Below are 25,431 nucleotides of genomic sequence, written 5' to 3'. Positions count from 1 at the left end.
GGCCAGCAACCGCGCGATGGCGATCGCGACGGCGATCAGGAGCGGCATCATTTGAGACACGCACAGATCAAGGAGACGGCCGCCGCCCTCTTCGGCGAGCAGCGCAGTCCTTTCGGCGCCTTCTCGCTCGGGTCGGAGACGCACCACGCCGCCACGATCCCCGACGCCGTGCGCCGCTGTCGCTGGATTGCCGTCGACATCAACGCGTCGGCTTTCGGCCTCTATTTCGTCAGCCCTTCGCTGGAGCGCGCACGTCTCGTCGGCTGTTTCGATTCCGACTATCCGGGCATCGCCATCGAAACGAAATTCATCTCGGGCGCCAATGGCGAGGAGATGGTGCGTCACAGCCGGATCTCGACGGCGCCGCGCTGGTGGTCGGACGACGGGATTGCCGGATCGCAGGTGACCTTCGAAAGACTTTCTTGGTCGGAGCGGACCGCGCCCCTGGCGCCGGGCACCAACGGCATCGCCTTTCCGGTCCATGCCGAACGGGGCCAGTGCGGGCTTGTCGTTTTCATGGGCTCGGAAATTGCGCTTTCGGACGATTCGCTTTGCGAAATCCATGCTCGCTGCTTCTCGCTGTTCGACGCTGTCGCCCGCATCCGCCCAAGCGATGCCGGCAGGACGCGCTCGATCTCCAAGCGCGAGCTTGAATGCCTGAAGCTCACCGCCAACGGCAACACCAGCGAGGAGATCGCCAGGCTGCTCAAGCTCTCGGTGCACACCGCCAACCAGTACCTGACCCAGTCGACGCAGAAGCTCAACGCCGTCAACCGCAACCAGGCCGTGGCAAAGGCGCTGCGCTTGGGGTTGATCGAGTAGACGGCTTCCTGGCGACGCCCCTCGGCCCTTGGGAGAAGGGCTAACGCCGGAAATGCTCAACGGTACGCCAGCGACTCGGTCCTGCGGATGCGAGCCTGCTCGATCGCGTCTTCGAGCAGCGCGGTGTTGTGCTCGGGCGTCTCGCCCGGCTTCTCGAACGACACATAGTTGACGATCACGGACGACCCGAGCCCGGTCAGCGTCAGCTGGAAATAGACGGTGACGCCGCGCGGCCTGAGTTCCAGGTCAAGCACGATGCGCGGATTGCCGCTCCAGTCGACATGCGCCTCTCCGCCGTGGCCAAGCCGCAGCGTGCCCGGCTGGAAGTAGAGCTCGGCGGCCGAATCCACCAGGTCCGACAGGCAGGCGAAATGCTCCAGCCGGATGAAGGCGATGTAGTCGGCGACTTCGATCAGGCGCAGTTCGCCCACCACCTGCTCGATGGCGCTGGCGACGATGAGCTCGCGGGAATTGGCGTGTGGTTGCCGATCCATGGATTAGCGGCGTCCGTTCATTGGGTTACTTTTCGCTCGGCCTTCTTCGAGTAGACGACCCGCACCAACTCGGCGACGGCCTGGTAGAATTGCGACGGGATGACGCTATCAACCGAAACTTGCTTGTACATGGAACGGGCAAGCGCCACGTCCTCGAAGATCGGGATGTTGTTCTCCCTGGCGATCTCGCGGATCTTCAGCGCCACCAGATCCTGGCCTTTGGCGAGCACCACCGGCGCGGAATCCTCCTCGCGGACATATTTCAGCGCGATCGAATAGTGGGTCGGGTTGGCGATGACCAGCGTGGCGCGCGGCACCGCCGCCATCATGCGCTTGCGGGCGCGGTCGCGGGCGAGCGAGCGCAGTCGCGACTTGACGATCGGATCGCCTTCCGACTGCTTCATCTCGTCCTTGACTTCCTGCTTGGTCATGCGCAGGTCACGACGCCAGTTGAAGCGCGACCAGACGATGTCGACCACCGCGATCAGTCCCATGACGAAGACGGCCGCCACCAATATGTCGACGAAGATGCCGCGGATCACCATGCCGAACGCGACCGGGTTGGTGATCATGCCGGCAAGCAGCTTGCGGTGGTCTTGCGAGAGCGTGAAGGTGAGCACAGTGATAGCGAAGGCAAGCTTGGCCAGCGACTTCAAGAATTCGACCAGGCCCTGCGCGCCGAACAACCGGCTCCAGCCCTTGGCGATCGAGATGCGCGACAATTGCGGCCTGATCCGTTCGCCGACGAATTGCGGCATGTTCTGGAACACCGAGGCGCCGACGCCGGCGACCACGAGCAACACCAACAGGCTGACGACGGCGCGGCCGATCTCGGCCAGGACTTGCTTGTAGAGCGAGATGACGTCGGTCTCGGTGTCCATCGGCCAGGCTTCTGGCTTTTCCAGGAACGTCGACAGGAACATGCCGAGGTCAACGATGGCGTCCTTGGCGTAGAAGACCGCGAAGACCAGTATGGCGAGGAAGGAAGCGAAGATCGCGGTCTCGCGCGAATGGGGCAGCTTGCCCTGTTCGATCGTGTCGCGGATCTTCTTTTCTGTGGCTTCCTCGGTTTTGGAATCCTTGTCGACCGCCTCAGCCATGGTTGCCCGACCAAGCCTTCAGGTCAGGCTGCTTCGGCGGTGTTCTGCGTGGAGGGAAGCTCGAAAGCCCCCTCGCGCGACAACCGGATTGCCGCCACCGCGATCGTCTTGCGGGCCGCCATGATGTCGGCGAGCGCAATGCCTTCCGACCCCTGGCCGAGCTCGGATTCGATCATGCGCCGCGAACGCGCGCCGATGGCCGACAGCACCGATTCGGCAAGCCCCGCCGAAACGCCGCGCAATGCCAGCGTGACCAGCTCGGTCGACAGGCCGTCGAACAAGAGCACCCGAGCCTTCTGGGTGAGCAGCGGCAGGTCGTCGAAGGCGAACAGCCGCGACTTCACGCCGGCGAGATCGGGCGTGCCGGCTTCCTCCAGATCCTGCATGACCTCGTCGAGCTGCGGCTTGGCCATCTCGTTGAGCAGGCTGGCGACACGCTCCTGTCCGGCTGTGGTGTCCCTGGTCGTCTTTTGCGACAGCACGCTTGCCCGCAACTGGTTCTCGACGATCCGTGTCGCCGTGTCCGGAATGTTTGCCATGGTCACCATGCGCCTGATGATCTGGCTGCGTACCGGCTTGTCCATCGTCAGCAGCACATTGGCGGCGGGCTGCGGTGCGAGCTTCGACAGCACCATGGCCGCCGTCTGCGGATGTTCGCCGCCGAGGAAACTCCCCAGGCGCGCCGGCTCAAGCCTCTCGATGTCCGGCCAGATCGGCGCCGGCCTTTCGGGTGTCGGTTCGAACTTCTTGTCGCCCATGATCGCGCTCATTTCCTCTGGCGACAGGGATTCGTTCAGGATCGTGTCCATCCTGTCGGCCGAATCGAGCAGGCCGGCGCCTTCGGTGAATTCAGCCTCGAATTCCGCGACGATGCGTTCCAGATCGGCTTGCGGAATGGTGCGCAACAGGCGGGCGCCCTCGATCAGCGATTTGAGCTCTTCCTGCTTGAAGAACTTGAGCAGCCGGCTGGCCGAGGGCTTGCCCATCGCCACCAGTATGGCCGCCGCCTTTTGCGGGCGCGTCAGCGTCAATGCCGTCATGTTCGGTGCCCTCGCTGCCAGTGAGTCCGCCCGCTGTCCATCCTCAGGCGCTCTTTGCCGCCGCGATGATCTCGGTGAGCCTGATGCCGAAACGGGTCGGGTCGCTCTCCAGCACCGTGATCTCGCCCCGCGCTATTCTGCGGCCATTGACCATGACGTCGACGGGCTCGCCGATGCGGCGGTTGAGGGCCACGGTCGAGCCCTTCTGCAGCGCCATCAGCTCCGACACCGGCATCTCGGTGCTGCCGAGGATGATCTGCACGTCGACCGGAATCGTCATGATGATGCTGGAGTTAGCCGCCGACTGGAGAACGGCGTCCGGGCGGTTTTCCTCTTCCCGGAGTACTCCGCGCAGTTCTTCGATAGCGCGGTCGAGCTGCTCGTCCGGCTTGTCGGCTTCGGGCTCGGCTTCCACGTCTGTCGCTGCCATGTCTGGCCTCCATAAAACCCGGGCTGGCGTCAGCTCGGTATCAGTCCGTCGATGATGTCCTGCCGGGCATCATGCCTGACGCGGACGGTATAATTCTGCCCGAGCTTACCGAACTCGCAGATGAAGAGCGTCTGGTCGCGGGCGCTAAGCTTGGCCTGCGACTGCGCGTTCTCCTCGAACTCGATCACCTGGCCGGGCTGGAAGGCGGCAAGATCGCCGAGCGTGAGCCGGGCAAGCGGCATCGTCGCCTCGAGGCGCACGGTGGAGCGCATCACCTCTTCCGAGAAGCGCGCCCGCCAGTCGAACTCGGTCTTGTCCTCGTCGGCATTGTTGGCGGTGGCGCCCCTCGTCCCCAGAAGGATGCGCTGCGGGATCATCGCTGTGATCGTGCCGCTGTCGGTCGGTGTCGAGACGCCGTAGACGATGCGGACCGCCGCGCCGTCGCGCAACACGCGCCGTCTCGCCTCATTGCCCGACATCGCCTTCGGGACCGGCATGCGCAGATCGAGAGAACGCTTGCCCGATCCGTTGAGCGCGGCAGCGACCTCCTGGAAAACGCTTGTGGCGACATCGGCCTCGATCTGCGACAGGTCGCGTTCGATCGGCGATACCGGCTGGTCCGGGTCGCCGCCGAACAGCGCGCAGACCATGACGGCGGCCGCGGGCGCATCCATGACCAGTGTCATGGCGTCGGCGGAGGTCGGCGAGGAAACGATCGTCATCGCGAAGGTATCGCCCGCGTCGGCGCGCGCCTCGGGAACGCGGCCGACTTCGACGGCCCGCAGGTCGACGGTGACCGGCGCGCCTAGCTCGCCGGCAAGCGCCTTCTGCAGCAGTGGCAGCGACCGTTCGGCCATGCCTCGGCCGACGCCGATCACCTGCGCGGCCTCGCCGCTGTCTCCGACGAGACGCTCGATGATGAGGGCCCGGCTCTGCGACGGACTGCCCGGACTGGTCATGACGGCAAGCGGCCCCGTCTTTTTCCGCAGATAGGTTTCTCAGTACGCATGCTCAGGCCGCCTTCTTCTCGGCGGGGCCTGCATTCATCGTGCTCTGCTCGACGGCATCGATCGTCGGACGCTCGTAGGACGAGATGGTCTTGCGGCCGAACTCGATGGCGACCTGCGGCAAGGCGCCGTTCATGTAGGCGAGCAGCGTCTGCTTGACGATGATGTAGAGGCGGTTCTTCTTCTCGCGCACCGTCTTGATCTTGGTGGCGACCGGGCCGACCACAGCATAGGACAGAAAGATGCCGAGGAAGGTTCCGACGAGCGCGGCGCCAATGAGGCCGCCGAGGATCTCCGGCGACTGGTCGAGAGCGCCCATCGCCTTGACCACGCCGAGCACCGCGGCGACGATGCCCAGCGCCGGCAGGCCATCACCGACCGCGACCATCGCGTGATAGGCCTTCAGCTTGTCAGTGCGGATCGTCTGGATCTCCTCATCCATCAGCGCCTCGATCTCGTGCGAGCGTGCGTTGCCGATGATGATGATGCGGCAGTAATCGCAGATGAAGTTCGTCAGGTCATGGTTCTTCAAGACGGTCGGGAAGGCCTGGAAGATCGCGGATTCTTCAGGGTTGTCGATATGCGCCTCGACCTCGCTGCGCGACTTCGAGCGCAGCTCGCGCATCAGGCTGTGCAGGACGCCAAGCGTCTCCAGATAATCGCGTTCCTTCGGCACAGCCTGCTTGAAAGCTTCGAGAATGCCCTTGCCGGTGTCCTTGACCGTCTTCATCGGGTTGGCGACGAGGAAGGTGCCAAGCGCGGCGCCACAGATGACCACGGCCTCCCACGGCTGCAGCAGCACGTGCAAATGGCCGCCCATGGCCATGAAGCCGCCGAGAACGCAGCCGAGCGTCACTACTAGTCCGATCAGAATACCCACGACAGGTCCTTCCGCATGTCACGTCGTGGATAAGGGATAGTCTTCGTGCCTTGTGTGAGGCTTGAATCGCGCGCTGGCGGTCCGATTCAGCTTCGCGCAAGGAAACTCGCCTATTCTCGCCCGATAAGCTTCGGCCGAGGGCGCATAATGGACACCTATACGAGCTATCAGCTTATCGCCAAGGACATTCCGAAGGCGATCGACCAGGTTGAATCGCAACCTGTCGTGAAGCGCGATACCGACTATTATCTTGCCAATATCGGCAGCATCAAAACCATCGACGACTTCGTCAAGAACACCCGGCTGTTCAACTATGCCATGAAGGCATACGGCCTGGGCGACATGGCCTACGCCAAGGCCTTCATGGTCAAGGCGCTCAAGGAAGGCATCACCAGTTCGGACAGTTTCGCCAACAAGCTCAGCGACAAGCGCTACGCCGCCTTCGTCAAGGCGTTCAACTTCGCGGCCTATGGCTCGACCGCCACCCTCTTTCCCTCCGCCCAGCAGGGCGCCGTCGACGCCTATATGCGCCAGACGCTGGAGGAAAACGCAGGTGAAACCAATCAAGGCGTGCGGCTGGCGCTCTACTTCCAGCGTAATGCGCCAAACATCACAAGCTGGTATGACGTGCTTGCCGATACCGCCCTTTCCAACGTGGTCCGCACCACGCTCGGACTGCCCGATACCTTTGCCGCCGCCGACATCGACAAGCAGGCGCAGGCGTTCGGGCAAAAGCTCAACATCGCGGACTTCAAGGACCCCACCAAGCTCAGCAAGTTCCTGAGCCGTTTCACCACAATGTGGGAAATCAACAATCCGACCTCCCCCGCAACGACGTCGGTCAGCGTCCTCTTCGCCCAGCCTACCTCTGTCGGCATCTCGACCGATCTGATGATGGCCATGCAGAAGCTGAAGTTCTGAGAACATCATGCAGGACAGCCTATACGTCGCCCTCTCCTCGCAGATCGCGCTCGAGCGCCGCCTCGAGACCATCGCCGACAATGTCGCCAATGCCTCGACCATCGGCTTTCGCGCCACCGGCGTGAAGTTCGAGGACGTGGTGTCCGGCACCGGGCCGAAGTCGGTGTCCTTCGCCTCCTCGGGCAAGACCTTCCTGTCAACGGCACACGGCTCGATGACCGAGACCGGCAACCCGTTCGACTTCGCGATCCAGGGCGACGCCTGGTTCGCTATCGACACCCCTGCCGGCACGGTGATGACAAGAGACGGTCGCTTTTCCATGAACGAGAACGGCGAGCTGATGTCGATCGAGGGTCATCCGGTGCTGGACAGCGGCGGTGCGCCGATCCAGCTCGATCCACGCAACGGTCCGCCCAAGGCCGGCGCCGACGGCTCGCTCAGGCAGAACGGCCAGTTGGTCGGCGCCATCGGCCTTTATCAATTCGATCCCGGTGAGAACTTCGTCCGCTACGGCAATTCGGGCATCGTCCCGGCACGCACGCCCGAGCCTGTCACAGACCGCTCCGATGTCGGCGTGGCGCAGGGCTTCCTTGAGGAATCCAACGTCAATCCGGTGCTCGAGATGACCCGGCTCATCATGGTCCAGCGCGCTTTCGAGAACTCGGCCGCGCTGATCCGGCAAGCCGGCAGCTCTACCGACGACGCGATCAAAACGCTCGGCTCGAAATAACGCATGGCGACCGGTTCGTCCTTGCAACGCGCGTCCGAGAGGCCGTCAGATAACGGGCATACAGACCCGCTCGCGGCGCTCGAACCCGTCTGGCGGCGGTTCGACAATCCGGAAACGCTGCTCAGCCGCGGCGGTCGCGTCGCCGAGATTTCACCCACCCACTACAAGGTGCGCGGTCTGTCCGGCATCGCAAGGCTGGGCGACATCGTCGAACAGCGCGGCAAGGCCGGCACCCGCCGGGGCGAGATCGTCAGGATCGGCCGCGACGAGGTGGTCGTTGCGCCTTTCGAGCGCAGTGCCGACGCCGGCATCGGCGACGCCGTGTTTCGGCGCGGCCCGCTGGCGGTCAACCCGCACGCTTCGTGGCGCGGGCGGGCGATCGACGCCTTGACCCGTGTCATCGACGGCGGCCCGCCATTGATCCGGCCGAACGCTGCCGACGCCGCGACCGGAGCGACACCCGGCGCGATGTCCAGGCAACGGGTCGGCACCGGCTTCATGACCGGCGTGCGGGTGATCGACATCTTCACCCCGCTCTGCTTCGGCCAGCGGCTCGGCATCTTCGCCGGTTCAGGCGTAGGCAAGTCGACATTGCTGGCGATGCTTGCCGGCGCCGAGGCTTTCGACACGGTGGTCGTGGCGCTGATCGGCGAACGCGGCCGCGAAGTGCGCGAGTTCCTCGAGGACACGATCGGCGCGGAAAGCATGGCCAAGACCGTCGCCGTCGTCGCCACCAGCGACGAGAGCGCCATGATGCGCCGCCGCGCGCCCGATACGGCCATGTGCGTGGCCGAGCATTTCCGCGACCAGGGCCATCGCGTGCTGCTGGTGCTGGATTCGATCACCCGCTTCGCCCACGCCCTGCGCGAGGTGGCAACGGGAACCGGCGAACCCCCGGTGGCGCGCGGCTATCCGGCCTCGGTCTTCACCGACCTGCCCAAGCTGCTCGAACGCGCCGGACCCGGCGCCGAGGGCAAAGGCTCGATCACCGCCATCATTTCAGTGCTTGTCGACGGCGACGACCACAACGATCCGGTGGCCGATTCGGTGCGCGGCATCCTCGACGGCCACGTCGTGCTCGACCGGGCGATTGCGGAGCAGGGTCGCTATCCACCAGTCAATCCGCTGGCGTCCATTTCTCGCCTCGCCGACAAGGCCTGGAGCGCGGAGCAGCGGATGCTGGTGACCAGGCTGAAGTCGATGATCGCCCGCTTCGAGGACACGCGCGACATACGCCTGCTCGGCGCCTATCAGGGCGGCGCGGATGCCGAGCTCGACATTGCCGTGCGCCAGGTGCCGCTGATCTACGAGGCGCTGACGCAATCGCCGAGGGACCGTGCATCGGCCGATCCTTTTGCCGACCTCGCCCGCCACCTGAAGGGGAAGCAGAATGGCGATCAAGGAGACTGAGCTTCAGTATACCGAGCGCATGCTGCGCGAGATGATCGCCGAGGCCGAGGCTGTCGAAAGAGCCATTGCCGACGAAGCGAGAGTCGCCAAGGCAAAGGCCACCCGCGTCAACACCGCCAAAACAGCGGCGTTGCTTGCCAAGGCAGTCAAGCCGCCGCTGCCCAGGACGGCCCGGACCGAAAACGCCGATCCAATGCAGGTCAGCCGGGATTCGCTGATCGACGGACTGTTCCCGAAGACGGAATGGCCGCAGCCGCCGCGGGCCGAGTTCCCGCGGCTGGGCGACAAGAAGGCCGACCGGCGCAGCGATTTCGTCATCGCCGCGCTCGGCATCACGCTTGGCCTGATATGCGCCCTGTTTCCCTGGTACATCTTCTTCAATCAGGAACAGTTCGGCGTGCAGGCGATCAAGTTCGGCGGCAGCGGTGCCAATGCCGGTCGTGTCACCGGTGGTTCGCCGACGGCAAGCCCGGACGCGACCGCGACGGCGAACACGATCCCCGAGCTCGACCTGCTCGCCACCGGCACTCTGCCCGACGAAACGGAAGAGGCGCCCGGACTTGACCAGCAGCCCTTCCCGGCCGCCGCCTCGGAATTCAAGATGGTGCATGTCGCCAACGGCCGCGCCATGATCCAGGACGATACCGGACTGTGGATCGTCCAGCGTGGGTCGGTCCTGCCCGATTCCAGCCGCGTCTCCTCGATCGAACAGCGCGCCGGCAAGTGGGTGATCGTCACGAGCACCGACAAGGTGATCGCGCTCTCCAGGTAACGGCGCTCGCCAAGGGCCGGGAGCCCCCGCGCAAGGTCCGCGCAAGACTGGCCGCCTAGTCTTCTGCGTACCCGTCCGGAGATTCCCATGGAACCCGTCAACCTTTTTGATCTCGCTACCCGGCAGTCGCAGTGGCTGGCCGTGCGGCAGTCCGCGATCGCGTCCAACATCGCCAATGCCAACACGCCGGGCTACACGGCAAACGATGTCGAGCCGTTCGAAAAGGTGCTCGACCGCACCGCTGTCACGCTGCAGGCCACGCAGGCCGGCCACCTCGGCGCCGAGACCACCAATGCCGGCTTCAACGTCAAGCCCGAGGAGGCCGCCGGCGCGATCATGCCGTCGAAGAATACGGTCGTGCTCGAAGACGAGTTGATGAAGGCCGGTGAGGTAAGCCGCTCCTTCCAGCTCAACACGGCGATCGTCAAGGCTTTCCACTCGATGATGACGATGGTGGTGAAGAGCTGACCATGGACGCATTGACAGCAGCCCTTAAAGTCGCCGCTTCCGGCCTTGGCGCCCAGTCCGAGCGCCTGCGCGTGGTGTCGGAGAACCTCGCCAACGCGCAGTCGACCGGCAGCACGCCTGGCGCCGATCCGTACCGCCGCAAGACGATAACCTTCCAGTCCGAGCTCGACCGCGCGACGGGCGGCTCGCTGGTCGAGGTGAGCTCGATCGCTCGCGATCCATCCGTCTTTCCGATCGAATTCCAGCCCGGCAACGAAGCAGCCGACGAAAAAGGGTACGTGAAGATGCCCAACGTCAACGTGCTGGTCGAAATGGCCGACATGAGCGAGGCCAATCGCTCCTATGAAGCCAACCTGCAGGTCATCAAGCAGGCACGAGATCTGATTTCCATGACCATCGACCTGATGAGGAACCAGCAATGATCGGCGGTATAGGCGCACTACAATTCAAACCTGCAATCGATGGCGCCGACGCTGCGGCGCCCGGCCTGCTTCAGGGCGGCGTCGGAACAGGGGCCAGCCAAAGCATCGGCGGCACTTTCGCCGATGCTCTCGGCCAGGCCGCGACGAAGACCGTCAACACCCTGCAGAACGCCGAGCAGATGTCCATCCAGGCGCTGAAGGGCGGCGCCGACACCCGCCAGGTCGTGGACGCCGTGCTGAGCGCCCAGCAGGCCCTGCAGACGACCATCGCCATCCGCGACAAGGTAGTCTCGGCCTATCTCGAAATCAGCCGCATGAGCATCTAGGCCGCGTCATGAAAGCACTCGCCATCGCCGCGACCGGCATGAACGCCCAGCAGACCAATCTGGAAGTCATCGCCAACAACATCGCCAACATCAACACCACCGGCTACAAGCGCGCCCGTGCGGAGTTCTCGGACCTCCTCTATCAGGTCGACCGCACGCAGGGCGTGCCCAATCGCTCCAACAGCTCGCTGGTTCCGGAGGGCGTTTCGATCGGCCTCGGCGTCAAGACGACAGCGGTCCGCAACGTCCACACACAGGGCGAACTGACCAGCACCGGCAACAGTTTCGACATGGCGCTGACCGGCAGGGGTTGGTTCCAGATCGAGGGTGCCGACGGCGGTACCCTCTACACCCGCGCCGGCGCCTTCAACACCAATGCCACCGGACAGCTGGTCACCGCCGACGGCGCCAATGTCATTCCGGCGATCACCGTGCCGACCAACGCGGTCGAAGTCATCGTCAACAAGACCGGCCAGGTCTTCGCCCGCATTGACGGTCAGACCAACCTGCAGCAGCTCGGCCAACTCCAGATTGCCAATTTCGCCAACGAGGCCGGTCTCGCGCCGCTCGGCGACAATCTCTTCCAGGAGACGGCCGCCTCGGGCCCGGCCAACGTCGGCGTCCCCGGCGATCCGGGCTTCGCCACGATCCAGCAGGGCTATCTGGAGTCTTCCAACGTCGACCCGGTCAAGGAAATCACCGAACTGATATCGGCGCAGCGCGCCTACGAAATGAACTCCAAGGTCATCCAGGCCGCCGACGACATGGCCTCGGTGGTTTCGAAAAACATCAGGTAACGGACGATGGCGATGCCGATCTCCCGCTTCCCGTTCCGCCGAGTCGCGCTGGCCCTTGCGCTGGTCGCCGGCGGCATGCCGGCCTTGGCGCAGGAATCGGCCAGCCAGGCGGAGAACCAGTCGGCCAACCAGATCGCCGCCGCCAGCCAGGCGGCCGGCGAGGCGGTTCTGATCCCCAACCGGGTGATCTATCCCGGCGAGACGGTCGAGGCAGCGGCGTTGAAGCAGGTGACGCTCATTCCGGGCAAGCACAAGCCGGACGGCATGGCGACGCGCCTCGAAGAGCTCCAGGGCAAGGTCGCCAAGCGCACGCTTCTGCCCGGCCGCTATATCCCGGCAGCCGCCATCCGCGATGCCTGGCTGGTCGAACAGGGTGCTTCGGTGCAGGTCTATTTCACCGCTGGCGCACTCACCATCTCCGCCACCGGCGTGACCTTGCAGCCGGGCGCCGCGGGCGATCTCATCAAGATCCGCAACATCGACAGCGGCAAGATCATTTCCGGCACGGTGATGGCGGACGGCACCATCAGGGTTGGCGCATCGTGATGCGCGCTTTCGCACTTCTGCTGAGCGCCGCGATCAGCCTCCAGCCTGCGCTCGCCGACGGGCTGACGCCCAAGGCAAAGCGCGAGCTCGCCCTGAAGAATGGCGGCGCCTACGACGATCCGGAATACGATCCGGCCACGACCACGCGCATGTTCCGCGTCTCGAACGGCCCGAGCACGCTGCCGCCCGGACAGGTCGCCGCGCGCATCAAGGACATCGCGCAGCTGCAGAGCGCGAGAGACAACCAACTCGTCGGCTATGGCCTTGTGATCGGCCTGGCGGGATCCGGCGACAGCCTGCGCAACTCGCCGTTCACCGAGCAGTCGATCCGCGCCATGCTGGAAAACCTCGGCATCGCTACCGAAGGCGGCAGCGCACGCGCCAAGAACGTCGCCGCCGTCATCGTCACCGCGAACATGCCGCCCTTCGTCCAGTCGGGCGCCCGCATTGACATCGACGTTTCCTCAATGGGCGACGCCACCTCGCTCGCCGGCGGCACGCTGATCATGACACCGTTGAAGGCGGCCGACGGCGAGATTTACGCCGTCGGACAGGGCTCGGTGATCGTCGGCGGCTTCACCGCTCAAGGGCAGGCCCAGCAGTTGACTCAAGGTGTGCCGACCGCCGGCCGCGTGCCGAACGGCGCCATCGTCGAACGCGCGGTGCCGGCCGAATTCGATGATCAGGGCGTGCTGACGCTGCAGCTGCGCAACCCGGATTTCTCCACAGCGATCCGTATCGCCGACGCGATCAACGACTATACTTCGCAGCGCTTCGGCGGTCGTGTCGCCGCCGAGCGCGATGCCCGCACGGTGCAGATCAGGCGGCCGAAGAACGTCTCCGCCGCGCGCTTCTATGCCGAAATCGAGAATCTGGTCGTGGAATCGGATGCGCCGGCCCGCGTCGTCATCGACGAACGCACCGGCACCATCGTCATCGGCAACAATGTCAGGATCTCGCGCGTGGCGATAAGCCACGGCACGCTCACCGTACGCATCACCGAAGCGCCGAAGGTGGTCCAGCCGGAACCCTTTTCAAAAGGCCAGACCGCTGTCGAACCCTTCACCGCGATTGAGGCGTCCCGGCCGGATGCGCGTGTCGCCCTGCTGGACGGCCCCGACCTCGAAACGCTCGTCTCCGGCCTCAACCGCCTGGGCGTGAAGCCCGACGGCATCATCGCCATCCTGCAAGGCATCAAGTCGGCCGGGGCCTTGCAGGCCGATCTGGTTCTCCAATAGGCACGCCGATGACCGAGCCCTTCTCCTCAACGCCGCACCGTCGCCTTAGCCTTTGCGCCGTTGGAGCTATCGTTGCTCTGCTCGGTCTCGCCGACGCCCGCGCGGACGACGTGCGGCAGGTGCTGCCCGGCGGGCAGCCGCCGGTTCAGCCGGCACAGCTCACGCGCGAGAAGACGCCGGTCCAGGCAGCCGCGCTGGCTGGTGAGAAAGCACCGGACGAAAGCGAGATCCAGCGCTTCTGCTCCAACATCGCCGATGCCGCCCGCGACCGGCGCTACGCCCTGCAGGCGCAGGAGCTGAAGCAGCTGCAGGCCGGGATAGACGAGCGCATGAAAGCCCTGGAGGCGAAGCGGGCCGAATACGAAGAATGGCTGAAGCGGCGTGAAGTGTTCCTGGCGCGGGCCGAAGACAGCGTCGTCAAGATCTATGCCGGCATGAAGCCCGACGCCGCCGCCGAACGCCTGGCGATGGTCAATGCCGAGCTGGCGGCGGCCATCCTCATGAAGCTCGATTCGCGCAAAGCCGGCGTCATTCTCAACGAAATGGACCAGAAGGCGGCGGCGACGCTCACCGGCATCATGGCCAGCGCGGCGCGAAGGGTTGATCCGTCATGAAGTTGAAGTTCGTTACCCTGATCGCGGTCGCCGTGCTCTCCGGCTGCGGCAGCGATCTCAAGGAAGTCGGCAGGGAGCCTTCTCTGTCGCCCGTCGGATCGGGGCTCGGCAATAGCGGTCCCGGCCCCTACAATTATCCAGAACCGCCGGCGAGGCCGGTGAAGAAGTTCTCGCTGTGGGACGATCGCCAGAGCAGGCTGTTCACCGACCCGCGGGCGCTGCGCGTCGGCGATATCCTCACCGTCAACATCAAGCTCAACGACAAGGCCAATTTCAAGAACCAGAACGACCGGAGCCGTACCGCCGCGCGCAAGCTCGGCTACGACGTCACCCTCGGGTGGGACAACAGAAGCACTTCGGGCAAGGGCTCAGCCGGCCTCGACTCCACGACCCAGACAAACGCCGACGGCGAAATCAAGCGTTCTGAAAACCTCGAACTCAATGTCGCCGCCGTCGTTACCGACGTGCTGCCCAATGGCAACCTGATGATCAGGGGTTCGCAGGAAGTGCGCGTCAACTACGAGATCCGGGTTCTCACCATTGCCGGCATGGTGCGTCCGTCCGACATCGGCGGCGAGAATACCATCCCGTACGAGCGCATTGCCGAGGCGCGCATCTCCTATGGCGGCCGCGGCCGCATCAGCGAGGTCCAGCAGCCTGCTTACGGCCAGCAGGTCCTCGATCAGGTTCTTCCTTTCTAGGTCGGGGAGCGCTGCCGTGGCCAATGTCGAACAGGCACAGCCCAAGAAGGGACCGTCGCTGGTGATCCAGCTCGCCATGCTTGTGCTCATGACTGGCGCGGCGGTCGGCATGGGCTGGGTCTCTGGCGGCTATCTCAAGCAAGGGCAGACCCCGTCGCCGGTGCCGGCCGCGCCCGAGAATGCAGGCACCGCGGAAAAACCCGCCGAAGGGAAACCGGCTGCCGGACCGACTGTGGTCCAGCTGGCGCCGATAACCACCAATCTTGCCTCGCCGAGCGAGATCTGGATCAGGATCGAGGCCTCGGTGCTCTACGATGCGCCGCAGCCGCCGGAGATGACCGAGCAGATCCACCAGGACCTGCTCGCTTTCGTGCGCACGTTGAAGATGCATCAGATCGAGGGCGCCAGCGGCTACCAGCATCTCAAGGCCGATCTCGACGAACGCGCAGCGCTGCGCAGCGGCGGCCATGTCAAACAGGTTCTGATCCGGACGATGCTGCTCGAATGAAGAAGTTCCTTATTGCCACGGCGCTCATCGTCGTCACCACCTCCGTCGCCGCGGCCCAGCAGCTCGACCTCGGCGGCATCGGCAAGGCCGATGGCACAACGGTCGGCTACCTCATCCAGATGTTCGGCCTGCTTACCGTACTGTCGGTGGCGCCGGGCCTGCTGATCATGGTGACGAGCTTCACCCGCTTCGTCATCGCCTTCTCGATCCTGCGCGCCGGCATCGGCCTGCAGTCGACGCCCGCCAACCTGATCCTCATCTCGCTGTCGCTGTTCATGACTTTCTATGTCATGGCGCCGACCTTCGACCAGGCCTGGAACACGGGCGTCAAGCCGCTGATGGACAACCAGATCACGCAGGCCCAGGCGTTCGAGAAGATCACCGATCCGTTCCGCACCTTCATGCTGCACAATGTGCGCGACAAGGATTTCGACCTCTTTGCCGATCTTGCGCGCGAGCGCGGACAGACCGTCTCGCGCGAGACGGTGGACCTGCGCGTCCTGGTCCCCGCCTTCATGATCTCGGAGATCAGGCGCGGCTTCGAGATCGGCTTCCTGATCGTGCTGCCGTTCCTCGTCATCGATCTCATCGTCGCCACCATCACCATGGCGATGGGTATGATGATGCTGCCACCGACCGTCGTGTCGCTGCCGTTCAAGATCCTGTTCTTCGTGCTGATCGACGGCTGGAACCTGCTGGTCGGCAGCCTGGTGCGCTCCTTCACCTGACGGGTCACCGTCCGTTCTGGCCGCCCCGTTTGAGCTTTAAGCAAAATAGTTCCGGTTAACCCTCGGATTTAGCTCTTTGGTAGGGACTTGCCCGCATACTTCTCGCAGATGGCGGGTGATCGGGTTTCAGCGATCATTGGCATGATGCCGCACCGTCATACCGGAAGAGCCGGTATGTCAAAAAAATCCTGTAAAAACCAAGGTACGAGTAGCCATGTCCAGTATCCTGACCAATTCGGCCGCGCTGACCGCGCTGCAGAGCCTGAACAACACCCAGAACCAGCTTCAGATCACCCAGTCCCGCATTTCCACGGGCTACCGCGTCGCCACCGCTTCTGACAACGCCGCTTACTGGTCGATCGCCACCTCGATGAAGTCCGACAACAAGGCCCTCTCGGCCGTCCAGGACTCGCTCGGCCTCGGCGCTGGCAAGGTTGACACCGCCTACACCGCCATCAACACCGTCAAGGATCAGGTCGACCTGATCAAGACCAAGCTGGTCACCGCTCGCGGCGCCAGCCAGGAAGATCAGCAGAAGATCGCGACCGAAATCCAGGCCATCCAGGACCAGATCAAGTCGTCGGTCACCAACGCCAACTTCGCCGGCTCGAACCTGCTGCAGAACGACGGCACGGCCGCTTCCGACCTGAACGTCGTCGCTTCGTACAACCGCACGGGCGCGACCGTCAAAATCGACACCATCAACGTCAAGGCTTCCGACACGCAGGTTCTCGACGTCGCCGGTACGGGCGGCATCGTCGGTGGCCTGCTGGCCACGACCTTCTTCGACCCGAGCACCGCCGCTGTCTCGGACACGAACATCGACACCGCTCTCGGCACCGTTGAAACGGCGCTCGGCAAGCTCGCCACCGGCGCCGCCTCGCTGGGCGCCGCCCAGTCGCGCATCGACACCCAGAAGAGCTTCCTGTCGAGCCTCTCGGACTCGATCGACAAGGGCGTCGGCACGCTTGTCGACGCTGACATGAACAAGGAATCGACCCGCCTGCAGGCCCTCCAGGTCCAGCAGCAGCTCGGCATCCAGGCGCTCTCGATCGCCAACGGCAGCACGCAGCAGATCCTGTCGCTCTTCCGCGGCGGCTGATCTCCTATCTCAGCCAGGATATCCAGACCGGGCCGCGCCTCCAGCGCGGCCCGGTTTTTTATTTTCAAGATACTGTCGATTTACCATCTCAAGCTTGACCTTAACGCGCCATTAACCATGTCGCGCTAGTTATGGTTAACCAATCGCTATGACGGGCAGACCAGTTGGTCGACAGGCATGACGCCCCCCGCCGCGGGTTTTGACCGGCATGCGCTAGGCATGTCTGCTTTGAGAAGGGGTGTATCTTGGCAAGTATCATGACGAACGCCGCCGCGCTGACCGCGCTGCAGAGCCTCAACAACACCAACAACCAGCTTCAGATCACCCAGGCCCGGATTTCCACCGGCTACCGCGTCGCCACCGCTTCCGACAACGCCGCCTACTGGTCCATCGCCACATCGATGCGGTCCGACAACAAGGCGATTTCGTCCGTCCAGGATGCGCTTGGTCTCGGCGCAGGCAAGGTCGACACCGCCTACACCGCCATCACCAACATCAAGGACCAGGTTGACGCGATCAAAGCGAAGCTGGTCACCGCCCGTGGCGCCAGCCAGGACGACCAGCAGAAGATCGCGACCGAAATCAAGGCGATCCAGGAACAGATCAAGTCGTCGGTCACCAATGCCAGCTACGCCGGGTCGAACCTGTTGCAGAACGACGGCACCGCCGCCTCCGACCTGAACATCGTCGCCTCGTACAACCGGACTGGCACGACGGTAGCCATCGACACCATCAACGTCGCGGCCTCCGACACCCAGGTTCTCGACACCGCCGGCACCGGCGGCATCGTCGGCGGTCTGCTCGCCACGTCCTTCTTCGACCCGAGCACTACTGCCGTCTCCGATGCAAACGTCGACACCGCCTTGGACAGCGTTGAAACGGCGCTCGGCAAGCTTGGCACCGGCGCAGCCTATCTTGGTGCCGCCAAGTCGCGCATCGACACCCAGAAGAGCTTCCTGTCGAACCTCTCGGACTCCATCGACAAGGGCGTCGGCGCGTTGGTCGACGCCGACATGAACAAGGAATCGACCCGCCTGCAGGCGCTTCAGGTCCAGCAGCAGCTCGGCATCCAGGCGCTGTCGATCGCCAACAGCAACTCGCAGTCGATCCTGTCGCTGTTCAAGAACGGCTAAGCCACCGCATCCGGTAGATCCTTCGAGAGGCCGCGCCCAAGGCGCGGCCTCTTTGCCTTGGCCCCAACCTTTTGCCGCCTTGGCGTTGAAACGGGCGGGCGGGCGAGCCCTATCATCCTCGCACAAGCTTCGCGGTCTAGTCTCCCAGGCGGACAGTCATGCTGGGAGCGGTTGAATCGTGCCGGAACAGATCCAGACCCTTATCGCGAACCTCCGGGGATTCGGGGTCAGGCGGCTCGCTCTCATGGGCGGCATCGCCGCATTGGTCATGGCCGTGATCGGCGTTGCTTCGATCTATCTCAACCGTCCGGCCTATGAGACGCTGTATGTCGGCCTCGATCGCTCCGACGTGAACCAGATCGGCCTGGTTCTGGGTGACGCGGGCATCGGCTTCGACGTCGGCCCCGACGGAACGTCGGTGCTGGTGCCGGCCGGCACCACGGCGCAGGCGCGCATGCTGCTTGCCGAAAAGGGCCTGCCGACCAGCTCCAACGCCGGCTACGAGCTCTTCGACAATGTCGGCTCGCTTGGCCTCACCTCCTTCATGCAGCAGATCACCCGCGTGCGTGCGCTGGAAGGCGAGATCGCGCGCACCATCCAGTCGATTGCCGGCGTCAAGGCGGCTCGTGTCCACATCGTGATGTCCGAGCGCGCCAATTTCCGCCGCGACGAACAGCAGCCTTCCGCCTCGGTGGTCATCCGCTACTCCGGCAACGACGCCGAAAAGAGCGCCATGTCGATCCGCCACCTGGTCGCCGCGGCGGTTCCCGGCCTGGCGGCCGACAAGGTCACGGTGCTGGATTCCAACGGCAATCTGCTCGCGGCCGGAGACGATCCGTCGAACACCAGCGCCGCGCGCACGCTCGGCGTCGAGCAGACGGTCGAAACCCAGATCGGCGACAATATCCGCCGGGCGCTCGCCCCCTATCTCGGCCCCGACAATTTCCGCGCCAGCGTCAAGGCCGACGTCAACACCGACACCCGCCAGACCGAGGAGACAATCTTCGATCCGAACTCCCGCGTCGAGCGTTCGGTGCAATCGGTGAAGACCAATGAAAACAGCAACCAGAAGCAGGCGTCGACGCCGACCAGCGTCGAACAGAACCTGCCGGAGACGCAGACGACCAGCACCGAAGGACCGCAATCTTCCTCGCAGAACGACCGTAAGGAAGAGATCACCAACTACGAGATCAATTCGAAGAAGATCGCCACCGTTTCCAACGGCTACACCGTCACCAAGATGTCCGTCGCCGTCGTCGTCAACCAGGAGCGCCTGAAGACGATCCTCGGCAAGGACGCCACCCCCGACCAGATCGCCAAGCGCGTCGCTGAAATCCAGAAGATGGTGGCATCGGCCACGGGCTTCGACGAGAAGCGCGGCGACATCATCGACGTTTCGGCGGTGGAGTTCATCGACGGGCTGGATGGCGAGCCGATCGACCAGCCGGGCATCCTGGCTTCGGTCGGCACCCATGCCGGCACCCTCATCAACGCCGCCGCCTTCATCGTCGTCGTCTTCCTGCTGGCCTTTTTCGGCCTGCGGCCGATGGCTGCCGCTCTGACCTCATCGGCGAAGCCGGCCATCGCCGCTGGCCCGAGCTTCGACGACGTCCAGCGCTCGTTGCCGATGCCTGAGGCCCCGCCGGTGGCCGCGATCGCTTCCGAGGTGCCGGTCGGCGCCCTGCCGGGTGCCCGTCCCGGCTCCACGCCGCTTGACGACCTGCGCCAGAAGATCAGGCCGGCGCCCCAGGACCGGCTCGCCCGCATGGTCGACCTCAACGAGGAGCGCACCGCGCAGATCCTGCGCAAATGGGCCGCAGCACCCGAGGCCGTGGGTTAGGCCATGCCCTCGGCAGCTCTTTTCGATCTCCTGCCCGATTTCGGTCCACCCCCCGCGAATAGCGGCAATGCGCCTGCGTCGCCCGACATCGAGCGCAAACCGGATGCGCCTCGGCCGCAGGCCGACATCGGCATGCTGATTGCCGAGGCAGTGGCCGATGCCGAAACCGCGCTCGAGGCACGCCTCGCCGCCGACCACCAGGCCGCGCTCGAGGCCGAGCGCCAGACCAACGATGAGACGGCAAAGGCCTTTCTGGAAAGCTTCGGCGGCGACCTTGGCGCCGCGGTCGCGACGCGGATTGCCGCCATGGAGGCGCGCGTGGCCGAGCTCGCCGGCACCACGATTGCCCGCATCATCGGCGGCATGGTCAGCGACGATCTGCAGGCGCGTTCGCTGGCAGCGCTCGCCGGCACGATCAATGCGGCGGTCGCCGACAGCGAAGCCGTGCGCATTGGCGTGCATGGGCCGCTTTCGATGTTCGAGCCGCTGAAGGCCGCGCTCGGCCCTCGCGCAGCCAATCTCGATTTCACCGAGGCCCCGGGCTTCGATCTGACCGTGACCATCGATGAAGCCGTCTTCGAGACGCGCATTGCCGAATGGTCGGCCTCCCTGTCGGAGATCCTGCCATGAGCGCTGTCGGCCACGGCGAAGGCGTCCACGAAATCATCATCGTCAAGCGCAATCATGACGGTCATGACGAAGGACATCACGGTGGCGTCTGGAAGATCGCCTTCGCCGACTTCATGACCGCGATGATGTGCTTCTTCCTCGTCATGTGGTTGATCAATGCGGCCAATGAGCAGACCAAGGCGGCCGTTGCCAGCTATTTTAACCCGGTCGAGCTTATCGACCGCAACTCCAGCCGCAAGGGCCTGGAGGATCTCGGCGACGGCCCGAGCAAGGTGGGATTGACGGCCGACAACCCTCAGGACGGCGCGGCCAAGACCGGCGACAACGGCAAGGGAGGTACCGGCTCTTCCGATCGCAGGCAGACCAAGGACGCCTCGCAGAATTCCGAGGCCTCGGACGAGCGCCTGTTTGCCGATCCCTACGCGGTGCTCGCGGAAATCGCCGCCGATACCGGCGTGATGCAGAATGTCAGCGCCAAGGGCGAAGGCGGCGCGCAGAACGCCGGCCCGGCGACCGGCGCATCCGGCGGCGAATCCTATCGCGATCCATTCGCGCCGGATTTCTGGTCGCAGCAGGTGGCAACCCCCGTCGCCGAGGCCAGCGCCGAGCGCGCCAAGGTGGAAGGCGATCCAGCCAAGCCGGGCGACAAGATCGCCGAAACCCAGGTTCCGAAAGTGAAGGCCGTTCCAGCGGCGCCACCAACCCTGGCCGCGCCGCTGGAACCGCTGGCCACGGCGGAAAAAACGCAGCCCAAGGCCGGATCGGCCGATGCCGATGCGGGGAAAGTCGCCAACGAGAAGGTCGAGGCCGACCAGGGCGAAGCAACCCCGAAGCCCGAGAGCAAGAAGGCCGGGGCACAGAAAGCCGGAACGAGCCCGGCCCAAGATACCGGGGAGAAGGCGCCCAGCGCCGCCGCTCTCCAGGCCGCCGCCGAAATCAAGAAGGAACTGGCCGCGGCATTCAAGCCGGGCGAGAAGCTGGCCGAAGGCGTCTCCGTCGAAGCGACGGACAAGGGCGTCGTCATCTCGATCACCGACCAGCTCGACTTCGGGATGTTCGAGATCGGATCGGCCATGCCGCGCCGCGAACTGGTTCAGGCTATGGAGAAGATCGGCCGCATCATCAACGAAAAGAAAGGCACTATCACCATTGGCGGCCACACCGACGCTCGGCCGTTCCGAAGCGATACCTACGACAATTGGCGGCTGTCCACCGCACGGGCGCACTCGGCCTACTACATGCTGGTGCGCGGCGGCGTCGACGAAAGCCGTATCACCGAAGTGGCCGGCTTTGCCGATCGTCAGCCGAAGATCCCGTCCGATCCGCTGGCGGCCGCGAACCGGCGCATCGAAATCCTGATGGCGACCGGCGGATGAGGGCCAAGACCGTCATCGACCGCGCCGCTGCCCTGCTGTTGTTCGCCGCCGGACTGCCTGCGACCGCGCTCGCGCAGGACGCCTTGCAGCCTTACCAGCTGGTGCGTTCGCTGCAGATGATCCAGGACCGCATCGCCGGCGGCGACCATGCCGCGCTGCCGATGCAGGCAAAGCTGCTCGAAATGACCGACGACAGGCTGCGCACCGCCGACGCCGAGGATTTCAAGGATCCGAAGAACTTCCGCGCCCTCCTCGTCTATGGCATGAGCGGCGGCAATCCGGTTACGGTCGAGGCTGCTGCTTCGCGCGCTGCGGCCGATCCGCAAAGCCTTGCCATCGCCAAAGGGGTCGTCGCCTATCTGAACGGCCGCCCGGAAGCGGCGATCGAGATCCTGAAGCCGATCGATCCGATGAGCGTTCCCGCCGACCTCGGCGCCTTCCTGGCGCTGGTCAAAGGCTCGCTGCTCGCGACGGATCAACCGGCCGCCGCGCTGAACTTCTTGGACGAGGCCCGCTTGCTGAGTCCCGGAACGCTGGTCGAGGAAGCAGCTCTTCGTCGCTCGGTCGGCATCGCCGCGACACAAGGCGACGCCGCACGATTCGCGCTGGCCTCGACGCAGTATGTCGCGACTTATCTCTACTCACCTTATGCAAGCCAGTTCGCCGATTCCTTCGTCTCAGGCGTCATTACGCTCCACATGTCGGTGAGCCAGGAGAAGCTCGTCGACATCACCTCGATGATGGATCCGGAGCGCGAGAAGGTCATCTATCTGCGCATCGCGCGCCGCGCCGCGATCGACGGGCTGACGGAACTCTCCGCCTTCGCTTCGGCCCGGGCCGAGCAGGGCCGGGATGGCAAAGGCAATCAGGACGATCCACGCGCCTTACTCTATTCCAGCCTTTCCACGGTGACGTCGGCCACCATCGAGGAGGTGCGCTCAAGGCTCGGCAAGATCGATCGCGGCAAGCTCTCGCAGGGCGACCGCGATTTGCTGGACGCGGCGCAGGCCGTCGCCGGTGAAGTCGTCGCCCCCGTGCCCGCAGCCGCCAAGACCAAACCCGTCCCTGCGGACCTCGTGGAAGATGGGGGCAAGGCGAAATCCGCCACCGAGCCCGCAGGCGCCGGTCAGGCCGACACCAGCCAGGCCGACGCCGCGACCTTGCCGCCCGTGGAAGGCGCGATGCCCGAGCAGCCGGCGCCCGCGGCAAGTTCGGCGCGGGACGCACCGTCGATAGCCGCCTCGCCGGCACCGGCGCAGCCTGTCACCGAGGCATCGGCCGCCGCTCCGGCGCAGGCCAATGCAGGGTCCGTCCTGCCCGCGTCGAAGCCGGCGTCCGGCGCGGGCCTTGATCCGCACGACCCCACCGACGCCGCGATGATCAGCGCGCGCCGTCAGCTCGACCAGATCGATCAACTACTGGGAGCCTCCCCCAAATGACCAGCGTCAGCCAGGCCTTGCCGGGACCAGCTTCCGCCCCCGCCCAGTCGCGCCAGCAGCATGCCGGCGGCAAGGAAAAGGACTCGGATTTCGGCGGGATGGTGCATGGCGCCGAAAGGCCACAAGGCAAGCGCTCGGCCACGTCCGGATCGACCGATGCTGCTGCGGTCAAAGACGCTTTCGCCAGTCCGGTCGAACCCCGGGAGGAGCACGAGGGGCGCGGCAAGGTCGGCTCGCAGAAACCTGCTTCCGGAAAAGCCGCGAAAAACGATGCCGACAAGGTCAAGGCCGCGGCCGATGGCGGCGCCGAAGCGCAGGCCACCGATGTCGCTACCTTGCAGGATCGTCTGCCGTTGCAAATGGCGCTGAGCGACATGAGGCATTTCGCTTCATCACCGGGCAAGAGCGGCAATGGTCCAGACGGCACAGGACAGACGCATGCCTTCAACGCGCCGGCTTCGTCGAACCTGCCGCTTCGCTCTGGCAAGCATCCATTATCCGACGACGACGGCTCCGCGACGTCCGAGCCGCCGACCCGATCCGCTGGTTCGAAAACCGCGCCCGGAAGCTCCGGGCCCGACTTCGGACAGAAGCCGGTGAGCCTTGCGCCGGCCTCGGAACTCCTGGCCCGCCGTGACGGCGCCCCGCTGCAGGCGCCAGAGGGTCAGGCGCAGGATGGTGCGGCGCCTCCTCAGCCTTGGCGCCCTGCCGCAAAGACCGCGCAAACGGGCGCTTCGGTGATATCGGCAACCCAGGTCAAGCCGTCCTCGTCCGCCGGACGTATGGATGTCGTCAGCCAGCAGAGCTTCCCGGCGCCGGCGCAGGTTCCGCTGAGCCAGACCGCATCGGCCCTGGTCGAGGCGATCGCTTCGGACGATGGCGTCCAGCAAGCGTTCTCAAATGCATCGCTCGCCTCTCAAACGACCACATCTGTTGCCGTTCCGACACATGTCCTGAAGATCGAACTCCACCCGTCCGAGCTTGGCGCGGTGACCGCAAGTCTTCGCCTTTCCGGCGGGCAACTTTCGATTGAGATGAAGCCGGAGACGCATGAGGCGTATCGTCGTCTTACCGCCGACAGCGAGGCCATCGTCAAGTCCATGCGGAGCCTCGGCTTCGAGGTCGATCACGTCACCATCTTGCAACCTTCGATAGCAGTGCATTCAGCCGGCCGGGCGGACACGGCCAGTCCGATGCCGATGTCGACGGGCCGCGACCAGCCCTCGTTCCAGCCGGGGAACTCGGGCGGCAACAACGCCGGCAACGGCCGGCAACCGGGAAGGAACGACGGCAATGGCGCTCAGGAACTCGGCCGCGCCGCTTCGCCTCTTCGCGAGCGCGCTGGCGACGATATGTATATCTAGCCTGGCCGGCGCCGCCGCCCAGGCGGCCACAAATCCTTGCGAGCCCGAGATCCTGCGCGCCGCCGACCGCTACGGCGTGCCGGCCGGTATCCTCTATGCGGTGGGCCTGACCGAGACCGGGAAGAAGGGCAGTCTGCAGCCTAACGCCATGAATATAGAGGGAAAAGCGGTCTTTCCACGCAGCCGCGGCGAGGCCCTCGCCACTTTCCAGAGCGCCCGCCGCGAGGGCAAGACGCTGATCGATCTCGGCTGCATGCAGATCAATCATCATTATCATGGCGACCATTTCCGCAGCGTCGACGACATGCTCGATCCGCACCAGAACGTCGACTATGCGGCGCGCTTCCTGGCCAGTCTCCACGCCCGCCATATGACCTGGTCGATGGCCGTCGCCCGCTACCATGCCGGGCCTGACAACGACCCCGCGCAGAAGGTCTATGTCTGCCGCGTGATTGCCAACATGGTCGCCACGGGCTTCGGCAAATGGACGCCAAATGCCAGCGCGTTCTGCAATCAATAGTTGCTTACCGGAACCGCGTCTGATCGCTGTCGGCGGCACGTTCGTCGGCTTCAATATCGTCGGCCGGTTGCAG

29 protein-coding genes are annotated in these 25,431 nt (G+C 64.8%); 23 read left to right on the top strand and 6 right to left on the bottom strand.

What is annotated here, in order from left to right:
* Positions 1 to 822: helix-turn-helix transcriptional regulator (locus Q0L57_RS11895; RefSeq protein ID WP_366940893.1), on the top strand; the 822-nt coding region annotated here is incomplete at its 5' end.
* A 56-nt stretch (positions 823 to 878) separates the two neighbouring features.
* On the opposite strand, the gene Q0L57_RS11890 is transcribed toward Q0L57_RS11895, so the two are convergent.
* From Q0L57_RS11890 to motA, 6 genes are read right to left on the bottom strand one after another with little or no spacing between them, the layout of a single operon-like run.
* Positions 879 to 1,316: a hypothetical protein gene (locus Q0L57_RS11890; RefSeq protein WP_296742847.1), complete on the bottom strand. Its 438-nt coding sequence runs from the start codon at positions 1,314 to 1,316 to the stop codon at positions 879 to 881.
* A 17-nt stretch (positions 1,317 to 1,333) separates the two neighbouring features.
* Positions 1,334 to 2,416, bottom strand: coding sequence for a flagellar biosynthesis protein FlhB (gene flhB, locus Q0L57_RS11885; protein WP_296742845.1), 1,083 nt, complete (start codon positions 2,414 to 2,416; stop codon positions 1,334 to 1,336).
* 23 nt (positions 2,417 to 2,439) lie between these two features.
* Positions 2,440 to 3,456 (bottom strand): flagellar motor switch protein FliG, encoded by a 1,017-nt coding sequence (locus Q0L57_RS11880; RefSeq protein WP_296742844.1) that lies wholly within the window; start codon positions 3,454 to 3,456, stop codon positions 2,440 to 2,442.
* Positions 3,457 to 3,499: 43 nt separating this feature from the next.
* Positions 3,500 to 3,886 carry a flagellar motor switch protein FliN gene (gene fliN, locus Q0L57_RS11875; RefSeq protein ID WP_296742842.1) on the bottom strand — a complete coding sequence of 129 codons (387 nt, stop codon included), beginning with the start codon at positions 3,884 to 3,886 and terminating at the stop codon, positions 3,500 to 3,502.
* A 29-nt stretch (positions 3,887 to 3,915) separates the two neighbouring features.
* A complete protein-coding gene (locus Q0L57_RS11870; RefSeq protein ID WP_296742840.1) occupies positions 3,916 to 4,845 on the bottom strand; it encodes a FliM/FliN family flagellar motor switch protein in 930 nt (309 codons plus the stop codon).
* 52 nt (positions 4,846 to 4,897) lie between these two features.
* A complete protein-coding gene (gene motA, locus Q0L57_RS11865) occupies positions 4,898 to 5,773 on the bottom strand; it encodes a flagellar motor stator protein MotA (protein ID WP_296742839.1) in 876 nt (291 codons plus the stop codon).
* 147 nt (positions 5,774 to 5,920) lie between these two features.
* Between motA and Q0L57_RS11860 the strand changes: the two genes are divergently transcribed.
* The 22 genes from Q0L57_RS11860 (at position 5,921) to Q0L57_RS11755 (ending at position 25,358) form a co-directional block, all read left to right on the top strand.
* Entirely contained in the window at positions 5,921 to 6,694 is a 774-nt protein-coding gene (locus Q0L57_RS11860; protein ID WP_296742837.1) for a DUF1217 domain-containing protein, read from the top strand.
* Between the two features lie 7 nt (positions 6,695 to 6,701).
* Positions 6,702 to 7,424 (top strand): flagellar basal-body rod protein FlgF, encoded by a 723-nt coding sequence (gene flgF / locus Q0L57_RS11855; protein WP_296742835.1) that lies wholly within the window; start codon positions 6,702 to 6,704, stop codon positions 7,422 to 7,424.
* 3 nt (positions 7,425 to 7,427) lie between these two features.
* The gene (gene fliI, locus Q0L57_RS11850; protein ID WP_296742834.1) at positions 7,428 to 8,834 is read left to right on the top strand and encodes a flagellar protein export ATPase FliI; all 1,407 of its coding nucleotides are present in this window, start codon (positions 7,428 to 7,430) and stop codon (positions 8,832 to 8,834) included.
* Complete coding sequence (locus tag Q0L57_RS11845; protein WP_296742832.1) at positions 8,815 to 9,606, top strand: hypothetical protein; 792 nt, start codon at positions 8,815 to 8,817, stop codon at positions 9,604 to 9,606. Before fliI ends, Q0L57_RS11845 begins: the two co-directional genes overlap by 20 nt.
* Before the next feature lie 87 nt (positions 9,607 to 9,693).
* Positions 9,694 to 10,074, top strand: coding sequence for a flagellar basal body rod protein FlgB (gene flgB, locus Q0L57_RS11840; RefSeq protein ID WP_296742830.1), 381 nt, complete (start codon positions 9,694 to 9,696; stop codon positions 10,072 to 10,074).
* A gap of 2 nt (positions 10,075 to 10,076) precedes the next feature.
* On the top strand, positions 10,077 to 10,496 hold the full coding sequence (flgC, locus tag Q0L57_RS11835; RefSeq protein WP_296742828.1) for a flagellar basal body rod protein FlgC: 420 nt from the start codon (positions 10,077 to 10,079) through the stop codon (positions 10,494 to 10,496).
* Complete coding sequence (locus Q0L57_RS11830; protein WP_296742827.1) at positions 10,493 to 10,822, top strand: flagellar hook-basal body complex protein FliE; 330 nt, start codon at positions 10,493 to 10,495, stop codon at positions 10,820 to 10,822. The genes flgC and Q0L57_RS11830 overlap by 4 nt, the downstream gene beginning before the upstream one ends.
* Positions 10,823 to 10,830: 8 nt before the next feature.
* Positions 10,831 to 11,619, top strand: a complete 789-nt coding sequence (flgG, locus tag Q0L57_RS11825) for a flagellar basal-body rod protein FlgG (RefSeq protein ID WP_296742825.1) — start codon at positions 10,831 to 10,833, stop codon at positions 11,617 to 11,619.
* A gap of 6 nt (positions 11,620 to 11,625) precedes the next feature.
* A complete protein-coding gene (flgA, locus tag Q0L57_RS11820; RefSeq protein ID WP_296742823.1) occupies positions 11,626 to 12,165 on the top strand; it encodes a flagellar basal body P-ring formation chaperone FlgA in 540 nt (179 codons plus the stop codon).
* A complete protein-coding gene (locus Q0L57_RS11815; RefSeq protein ID WP_296742821.1) occupies positions 12,162 to 13,403 on the top strand; it encodes a flagellar basal body P-ring protein FlgI in 1,242 nt (413 codons plus the stop codon). The genes flgA and Q0L57_RS11815 overlap by 4 nt, the downstream gene beginning before the upstream one ends.
* An 8-nt stretch (positions 13,404 to 13,411) precedes the next feature.
* On the top strand, positions 13,412 to 14,017 hold the full coding sequence (locus Q0L57_RS11810) for a MotE family protein (protein WP_296742820.1): 606 nt from the start codon (positions 13,412 to 13,414) through the stop codon (positions 14,015 to 14,017).
* On the top strand, positions 14,014 to 14,718 hold the full coding sequence (gene flgH / locus Q0L57_RS11805) for a flagellar basal body L-ring protein FlgH (protein WP_296742818.1): 705 nt from the start codon (positions 14,014 to 14,016) through the stop codon (positions 14,716 to 14,718). Before Q0L57_RS11810 ends, flgH begins: the two co-directional genes overlap by 4 nt.
* A 16-nt stretch (positions 14,719 to 14,734) precedes the next feature.
* The gene (locus Q0L57_RS11800; protein ID WP_296742816.1) at positions 14,735 to 15,226 is read left to right on the top strand and encodes a flagellar basal body-associated FliL family protein; all 492 of its coding nucleotides are present in this window, start codon (positions 14,735 to 14,737) and stop codon (positions 15,224 to 15,226) included.
* The gene (gene fliP, locus Q0L57_RS11795; protein ID WP_296742814.1) at positions 15,223 to 15,954 is read left to right on the top strand and encodes a flagellar type III secretion system pore protein FliP; all 732 of its coding nucleotides are present in this window, start codon (positions 15,223 to 15,225) and stop codon (positions 15,952 to 15,954) included. Before Q0L57_RS11800 ends, fliP begins: the two co-directional genes overlap by 4 nt.
* A gap of 214 nt (positions 15,955 to 16,168) precedes the next feature.
* The gene (locus Q0L57_RS11790) at positions 16,169 to 17,056 is read left to right on the top strand and encodes a flagellin (RefSeq protein ID WP_296742812.1); all 888 of its coding nucleotides are present in this window, start codon (positions 16,169 to 16,171) and stop codon (positions 17,054 to 17,056) included.
* 245 nt (positions 17,057 to 17,301) lie between these two features.
* Positions 17,302 to 18,189, top strand: a complete 888-nt coding sequence (locus Q0L57_RS11785; RefSeq protein ID WP_296742810.1) for a flagellin — start codon at positions 17,302 to 17,304, stop codon at positions 18,187 to 18,189.
* Between the two features lie 178 nt (positions 18,190 to 18,367).
* Positions 18,368 to 20,029, top strand: a complete 1,662-nt coding sequence (gene fliF, locus Q0L57_RS11780) for a flagellar basal-body MS-ring/collar protein FliF (RefSeq protein ID WP_296742809.1) — start codon at positions 18,368 to 18,370, stop codon at positions 20,027 to 20,029.
* A gap of 3 nt (positions 20,030 to 20,032) precedes the next feature.
* On the top strand, positions 20,033 to 20,659 hold the full coding sequence (locus Q0L57_RS11775) for a hypothetical protein (RefSeq protein ID WP_296742807.1): 627 nt from the start codon (positions 20,033 to 20,035) through the stop codon (positions 20,657 to 20,659).
* Positions 20,656 to 22,035 (top strand): MotB family protein, encoded by a 1,380-nt coding sequence (locus Q0L57_RS11770; protein WP_296742805.1) that lies wholly within the window; start codon positions 20,656 to 20,658, stop codon positions 22,033 to 22,035. The genes Q0L57_RS11775 and Q0L57_RS11770 overlap by 4 nt, the downstream gene beginning before the upstream one ends.
* Positions 22,032 to 23,474, top strand: coding sequence for a chemotaxis protein MotC (locus Q0L57_RS11765; protein ID WP_296742804.1), 1,443 nt, complete (start codon positions 22,032 to 22,034; stop codon positions 23,472 to 23,474). The genes Q0L57_RS11770 and Q0L57_RS11765 overlap by 4 nt, the downstream gene beginning before the upstream one ends.
* Positions 23,471 to 24,838, top strand: coding sequence for a flagellar hook-length control protein FliK (locus Q0L57_RS11760; protein ID WP_296742802.1), 1,368 nt, complete (start codon positions 23,471 to 23,473; stop codon positions 24,836 to 24,838). The genes Q0L57_RS11765 and Q0L57_RS11760 overlap by 4 nt, the downstream gene beginning before the upstream one ends.
* Positions 24,768 to 25,358, top strand: coding sequence for a lytic transglycosylase domain-containing protein (locus Q0L57_RS11755; RefSeq protein ID WP_296742800.1), 591 nt, complete (start codon positions 24,768 to 24,770; stop codon positions 25,356 to 25,358). The genes Q0L57_RS11760 and Q0L57_RS11755 overlap by 71 nt, the downstream gene beginning before the upstream one ends.
* Positions 25,359 to 25,431 lie beyond the last annotated feature (73 nt).

The organism is Mesorhizobium sp., from assembly GCF_024509055.1.
GTDB lineage: Bacteria > Pseudomonadota > Alphaproteobacteria > Rhizobiales > Rhizobiaceae > Mesorhizobium.
This window is presented reverse-complemented; position numbering and strand designations above follow the sequence as displayed.

Bases quoted from the DNA above. Each gene is read 5' to 3' on its own strand.
- fliP (WP_296742814.1), top strand. From the start codon at position 15,223: ATGAAGAAGTTCCTTATTGCCACGGCGCTCATCGTCGTCACCACCTCC.
- Q0L57_RS11770 (WP_296742805.1), top strand. From the start codon at position 20,656: ATGAGCGCTGTCGGCCACGGCGAAGGCGTCCACGAAATCATCATCGTC.
- Q0L57_RS11760 (WP_296742802.1), top strand. From the start codon at position 23,471: ATGACCAGCGTCAGCCAGGCCTTGCCGGGACCAGCTTCCGCCCCCGCC.
- fliN (WP_296742842.1), bottom strand. From the start codon at position 3,886: ATGGCAGCGACAGACGTGGAAGCCGAGCCCGAAGCCGACAAGCCGGAC.
- flgF (WP_296742835.1), top strand. From the start codon at position 6,702: ATGCAGGACAGCCTATACGTCGCCCTCTCCTCGCAGATCGCGCTCGAG.
- Q0L57_RS11880 (WP_296742844.1), bottom strand. From the start codon at position 3,456: ATGACGGCATTGACGCTGACGCGCCCGCAAAAGGCGGCGGCCATACTG.
- Q0L57_RS11765 (WP_296742804.1), top strand. From the start codon at position 22,032: ATGAGGGCCAAGACCGTCATCGACCGCGCCGCTGCCCTGCTGTTGTTC.
- Q0L57_RS11810 (WP_296742820.1), top strand. From the start codon at position 13,412: ATGACCGAGCCCTTCTCCTCAACGCCGCACCGTCGCCTTAGCCTTTGC.
- flhB (WP_296742845.1), bottom strand. From the start codon at position 2,416: ATGGCTGAGGCGGTCGACAAGGATTCCAAAACCGAGGAAGCCACAGAA.
- Q0L57_RS11860 (WP_296742837.1), top strand. From the start codon at position 5,921: ATGGACACCTATACGAGCTATCAGCTTATCGCCAAGGACATTCCGAAG.
- Q0L57_RS11870 (WP_296742840.1), bottom strand. From the start codon at position 4,845: ATGACCAGTCCGGGCAGTCCGTCGCAGAGCCGGGCCCTCATCATCGAG.
- flgH (WP_296742818.1), top strand. From the start codon at position 14,014: ATGAAGTTGAAGTTCGTTACCCTGATCGCGGTCGCCGTGCTCTCCGGC.
- flgG (WP_296742825.1), top strand. From the start codon at position 10,831: ATGAAAGCACTCGCCATCGCCGCGACCGGCATGAACGCCCAGCAGACC.
- flgB (WP_296742830.1), top strand. From the start codon at position 9,694: ATGGAACCCGTCAACCTTTTTGATCTCGCTACCCGGCAGTCGCAGTGG.
- flgC (WP_296742828.1), top strand. From the start codon at position 10,077: ATGGACGCATTGACAGCAGCCCTTAAAGTCGCCGCTTCCGGCCTTGGC.
- Q0L57_RS11755 (WP_296742800.1), top strand. From the start codon at position 24,768: ATGGCGCTCAGGAACTCGGCCGCGCCGCTTCGCCTCTTCGCGAGCGCG.
- Q0L57_RS11775 (WP_296742807.1), top strand. From the start codon at position 20,033: ATGCCCTCGGCAGCTCTTTTCGATCTCCTGCCCGATTTCGGTCCACCC.
- fliI (WP_296742834.1), top strand. From the start codon at position 7,428: ATGGCGACCGGTTCGTCCTTGCAACGCGCGTCCGAGAGGCCGTCAGAT.
- flgA (WP_296742823.1), top strand. From the start codon at position 11,626: ATGGCGATGCCGATCTCCCGCTTCCCGTTCCGCCGAGTCGCGCTGGCC.
- Q0L57_RS11890 (WP_296742847.1), bottom strand. From the start codon at position 1,316: ATGGATCGGCAACCACACGCCAATTCCCGCGAGCTCATCGTCGCCAGC.
- Q0L57_RS11830 (WP_296742827.1), top strand. From the start codon at position 10,493: ATGATCGGCGGTATAGGCGCACTACAATTCAAACCTGCAATCGATGGC.
- Q0L57_RS11790 (WP_296742812.1), top strand. From the start codon at position 16,169: ATGTCCAGTATCCTGACCAATTCGGCCGCGCTGACCGCGCTGCAGAGC.
- Q0L57_RS11845 (WP_296742832.1), top strand. From the start codon at position 8,815: ATGGCGATCAAGGAGACTGAGCTTCAGTATACCGAGCGCATGCTGCGC.